The organism is Streptomyces gamaensis, assembly GCF_042656465.1.
Taxonomy (GTDB): domain Bacteria; phylum Actinomycetota; class Actinomycetes; order Streptomycetales; family Streptomycetaceae; genus Streptomyces; species Streptomyces gamaensis.
The window spans coordinates 1-2071 of record NZ_JBHSPB010000056.1 but is presented as its reverse complement, the minus strand read 5'-3'; the positions used below and the strand labels follow the sequence as shown (position 1 = coordinate 2071).

Genomic DNA, 2071 nt, shown 5'->3' with positions numbered 1-2071 from the left:
ATGTATTATGCTACTTGTATATTTTTTAACGGCTTGAGATAAAAGATATCATATGAAAATTGAAGATCCTTTTCAAAATATTTTTGGAGTTGTTAGAATTGCGATAGATAAAATTCGTGAACTTGAACAGAGAGGTCAAATTTATGGTTTATCGCGTTTTTTACCAAATTCAATAATTGTAATGAAAACTATTGATTATCCGCTTATTGTAGATTTATATATTCCTGGATTTACTTTTTATTTTCAATTTTCTATAATTCAAGATCAACAAACTAAGCAAATTTTTATAGATGATTTTCGCGTGGTTTATCCTCAACCTTACGCGAAACAAATTAATAGTACTGCAAATTTTGAATTATCTGAGGAGGAAAGTGAAGATGAGTGATCTTACTCTAACATTTGCATTATTTTCTACAACTGTAACTACATTATTTGCAATTGTTCAACTATATTTAAAAATTAAACAAGCATTAAAAGATGCAGTAAAAGAGATAGTAAATTCAGAATTATCAAATCTAAAGACAGAAATTGAAGAATTAAAAATAAAACAAGATGAATTATCAAGACAAGTTGAAGAAATAAAAAGAAAGTTAGATGAAAAATAAAATTTTTTTTACCAAGTGCCCCATTCATTACTATCTATAATTTTTATTTTTCCATTTTCTATCATATTTGCATAATCTCTTAGAATTTTTGGCAATACTTTTCTTAATTGTTCTTCTGTTGGTTTATTTGGAACTTGTTCTATAAGCAGATAAATCTTAACATGTAATGTTTTATCTTTTTCATCATATTGATAAAATATCATTTTTATCACTTCTTATTATATTCAAATTCAATTTTATAATTTAAATTATAATCATTACACATTTTTATTATTCTATCTATTAATTCTTGATCTTCAGAATTTACATGAAATGTCGTTAGTTTTTCGCATATTATTTTTAGCTTCACGTCCTATCACTATTATATATTATGTATTATGACAAATTTATACTATTCTAAGAATCTAGTATATAAATTTCTAATATCATATCTTTTTGCTAATTCTTTTAATTTAACACTTCTTTCTTCTCTATCTTGTAATTCTGTAGCTAATATAATTGCATTTGTCATATCTTCAATTTCAAATTTATGAATTTTCCATTTTTGTCCATGTTCCTTATCATAATATTCCTCAACTCTAGAAGATTTAATTAGTAAATTCCATTGCCAACTTGTAAATTCATCAAAAGGAGGCATTAATTGATGGATAACTGGAGTTCCCATACTCATACTTTCTAGAACTGGCATTCCAAATCCTTCAGTCCCACTAGGAACAATAACATAATCCATAGCTCCATAGAATGCAAATATATATTCCCTGGAATTATATCCAAATTCCGCAACAAAATGAACATTTTGTGGAACTTCATATTGAGTAAACTGTTTATGAGAAATTACGAAAAAGTGGATTTTCTTAGCTATATCTGGATATTTAGTATTTAGTTCATTAAAAACTTGTAACATTAAATCCATATTTTTCCTTTTTGTCAATCCACTAACAATTCCAAATTTTATACTATTTGGAAAATCTTTATCTAATTTTTGTCTCATTTGTGAAACTAATTTTTCGGCATTTTCTACAATTTTAAAATTAATTCCATGAAAAACTGGCAAATCGACCTGTAATCCTACTTCCTGAAGATTTATGGCGGAAAATTTTGAATTTGGTATAAATTTAACATCTTGTAATAAATACTTGTTAACAATTTCAATATTTGGAATTCCATCACAAGTTGTATAAAATAATTTCTTTCCTTGAAATTGATAAAAAGCATAAAGATATGGATTTAGAGATGGCGGATGGAATGGTATAAAAATGATCAATTTTTCAGCTTTTGGAATATAATATGGATTTTTTGTTATTGTCGCAATTTCTCCATTTTCTCTTAATACTTCAGCTATATCTTCTGAAACATTTGATATAGAAGAATAATTCATAGTTAAAATTGCAGTTTTCATAATTGAAATCTAAAAATTATGACAAAAATAAAGCTGACTGATAACTTAACCTATAATTCATATAGTA

The 2071-nt window shown here is 25.5% G+C and carries 4 protein-coding genes; 2 read left to right on the top strand and 2 right to left on the bottom strand.

Translation table 11 applies throughout. The features are described 5' to 3' along the window. Window positions 1-52: 52 nt before the first annotated feature. Together ACFP1Z_RS33630 and ACFP1Z_RS33625 are read left to right on the top strand one after the other, a co-directional pair. Window positions 53-385 (top strand): hypothetical protein, encoded by a 333-nt coding sequence (locus tag ACFP1Z_RS33630; RefSeq protein ID WP_015968130.1) that lies wholly within the window; start codon window positions 53-55, stop codon window positions 383-385. Further along, on the top strand, window positions 378-605 hold the full coding sequence (locus ACFP1Z_RS33625) for a hypothetical protein (RefSeq protein ID WP_198968533.1): 228 nt from the start codon (window positions 378-380) through the stop codon (window positions 603-605). Before ACFP1Z_RS33630 ends, ACFP1Z_RS33625 begins: the two co-directional genes overlap by 8 nt. An 8-nt stretch (window positions 606-613) precedes the next feature. On the opposite strand, the gene ACFP1Z_RS33620 is transcribed toward ACFP1Z_RS33625, so the two are convergent. Beyond that, window positions 614-808 (bottom strand): hypothetical protein, encoded by a 195-nt coding sequence (locus ACFP1Z_RS33620; protein ID WP_198968532.1) that lies wholly within the window; start codon window positions 806-808, stop codon window positions 614-616. Between the two features lie 188 nt (window positions 809-996). Then, window positions 997-2004: a glycosyltransferase gene (locus ACFP1Z_RS33615; protein ID WP_198968531.1), complete on the bottom strand. Its 1008-nt coding sequence runs from the start codon at window positions 2002-2004 to the stop codon at window positions 997-999. Between the last annotated feature and the right edge of the window lie 67 nt (window positions 2005-2071).

Bases quoted from the DNA above. Each gene is read 5' to 3' on its own strand.
- ACFP1Z_RS33620 (WP_198968532.1), bottom strand. From the start codon at position 808: ATGATATTTTATCAATATGATGAAAAAGATAAAACATTACATGTTAAG.
- ACFP1Z_RS33615 (WP_198968531.1), bottom strand. From the start codon at position 2,004: ATGAAAACTGCAATTTTAACTATGAATTATTCTTCTATATCAAATGTT.
- ACFP1Z_RS33625 (WP_198968533.1), top strand. From the start codon at position 378: ATGAGTGATCTTACTCTAACATTTGCATTATTTTCTACAACTGTAACT.
- ACFP1Z_RS33630 (WP_015968130.1), top strand. From the start codon at position 53: ATGAAAATTGAAGATCCTTTTCAAAATATTTTTGGAGTTGTTAGAATT.